The following is a 2,307-nucleotide window of genomic DNA, read 5'->3' on the forward strand; positions in this document are numbered from 1 at the left end:
GGTATGGCGTGCAGCAGTGTGAGCTTCACCCTCTTCGATCGCGAAGAGAACAGCCCAGGCGCCAGCGATACCATCATTGACTCGCCGGCCGAGACGGCAGAAGTGGACAAGCTGTGCTATGAGACGAACGTCCTGAAGTTCAGCGAGGATAGTAAGGTGTTTGAATCCAAGCTGGCGAAAACGGTCGATGTCAGTAAGCTGGCTCAAAAGATGGGTTGGCTGGAGCTGGATCTAACCAGAGATGCCGAGGCACAGACCGGCTTGCCTCTGAAAGATGCTGCCAATACAACCGTGGCATTTCAGGGCTTACCGGCCATCGGCTTCATGATCAAGAATCGTGACCGCGGCAATCCGGAGATCAACTATGTGAGCACCATTGCGCATGCCTACACGCGTGAGACTGGTGCCTGGACGAAGTGGATCCCGTGATCCGAGGGTTGAAGGCTGGCCTTAAGGGGTTCGGCTGACCAATAGCGGTGGGGCAGAGCCCCCACCGTTTTTTGGGAGAGACGATTGCCGATGAGACGAGCGATACTTGTACTTGCTGGCGTGTCGCTGCTTCAGACTGTCTTGGCGGCGGAAGCGCCCGGAGAGGTAGCTGGTGGCTCTATCCTCAGCAGTGGTGGTGGCCGGGCCTTGACGCGCACCGACTATGCGGATTTTTTCGCAGGCCGGGAACTGTCCCCGGAATTTCGCCAGGGCCTGTTGACCAGTGACGAGACCCTGCGGGAATTCGTGCTCGATTTCCACTCCAATAAGGCTCTGGCACGACGGGCCGAGTCCATGGGTTTGGATGCCACCCCGGAATTCAGGCGTGCCCTGAATTCAGTTCGAGAACGGCTACTGGTTCGGGCCCTGATGGACCGCCAGGGAGTCGCTGAGGACGCCGAGGCGCCGGATTTTCTTGCCCTAGCGCGGGAGCGCTATGCCGTCGATCCTAGTGCCTTTGCTATCCCCGAACGGCGCAAGGCGGCCCATATCCTGATCCGAGATATAGTGCCGCGAGGTGAGGGCTGCCGGTGCGAACCCCCGATTGCGATCGCGGATCTCCAGGCACGCTTGGACCAGGGGACATCCTTCACGGAGCTTGCAAAGCAATTCTCCGAGGATAAAGGATCCGCCGCCCAAGGTGGTCTGATCGATCGCTGGGTCGCCAGGGATAGCGATGAATTCGTGCCCCCCTTCCATGAGGCATTATTTGCATTGCCACGCCAGGGAGACGTCAGCCCCCCGGTGCAGACGCAGTACGGAACCCATCTGATTCAATGGGCGAACACCGAGCCTGGCCGAATACCGGAGTTCCAAGAGCTCCGCGAGGCATTGATGGCGCGTTTGCGCGCGGAATACGTGAAATCGAAACGGTCCAGATTGCGTAGCGAGGCCTATCCGAACCTCGATTCGCTACGCCTGGATGAGATGCGGGCCCTGCTCGAACAAGTCGAGCCGTCACCCTGAGGTCAAATGGATGTCTCTGTATGGTTTGAAAATCGCCAATGCCTGTGTGTGGCTTGTGGCGCTTACCCTGGTTGCATGTGGGGAAGGACCCGGGTCCGCGGTGGATGCGGAGACCGCTCTAGGGCAACGGGTGCAAGAACGTTGGCAGGCATTACTGCGACGCGACTATGATGCCGCTTATGAGAATTACGTCTCACCGACCTACCGCGCGGTGTTTACGCAGCAGCACTTTTACCGCGGTTACGGCGAACAACTCCGGCGTGATCGGGTAGAGGTCGCCCGCATCGATTTCACCGATGAGACCGAATCGGCAGCCAAGGTACTCGTCAACATCTATTTCACCACCGAGATAGCGGGTGAGCTCCAACAGCTGAGCGGCGAAGGCAAAGAGTATTGGGCCAAGCTCGATGGCCAATGGTATCTGGTGCCCAAATCCAGCGGTGGGTTGTGAAAGAGGCCGCCGCTAGCGGAATGATGCTTGCATGGGTAGCCCCTACATCATGGTTTGCCCGCGGACATCCGGGTGACTCTTTTGTGTAATCGTTCAAACCCCCTCTGTTGTTGTCGTCCATAGCATTGGATTCCGGCAGTCCCCGCCGGAATGACGAAGTGGGGACCGGACGGTTACCTTTTGTTCGCTAATCTGAAACTGAGAAGTTAGGAGACTTGACTGATGAAGACATTTCGTAAAACGCCCTTGAGCCTGGCCGTTGCGGCGTCCTTAGGCATGGCGGTTTCCGCCTTCGATGCCGGTGCGGTCAATCTGGCGAAGGATGGTATCGGGGAGGTGGCCATTGCTCCCTACTACACCACCCGCAACGGCTGGATGACCTTGATCAACCTGACCAACAC

The 2,307-nt window shown here is 58.1% G+C and carries 3 protein-coding genes; all 3 read left to right on the forward strand.

From position 1 onward, the window contains the following. A partial coding sequence (locus tag BQ17_RS15380; RefSeq protein WP_439645674.1) for a hypothetical protein occupies positions 1-429 on the forward strand: 429 nt, incomplete at its 5' end. 90 nt (positions 430-519) lie between these two features. After that, positions 520-1,455 carry a peptidylprolyl isomerase gene (locus tag BQ17_RS15385; protein WP_089728536.1) on the forward strand — a complete coding sequence of 312 codons (936 nt, stop codon included), beginning with the start codon at positions 520-522 and terminating at the stop codon, positions 1,453-1,455. Between the two features lie 10 nt (positions 1,456-1,465). Continuing rightward, a complete protein-coding gene (locus BQ17_RS15390) occupies positions 1,466-1,906 on the forward strand; it encodes a hypothetical protein (RefSeq protein ID WP_089728538.1) in 441 nt (146 codons plus the stop codon). Positions 1,907-2,307: the final 401 nt, after the last annotated feature.

Source organism: Candidatus Thiosymbion oneisti, assembly GCF_900092655.1.
Taxonomy (GTDB): Bacteria; Pseudomonadota; Gammaproteobacteria; order Chromatiales; family Chromatiaceae; genus Thiosymbion; species Thiosymbion oneisti.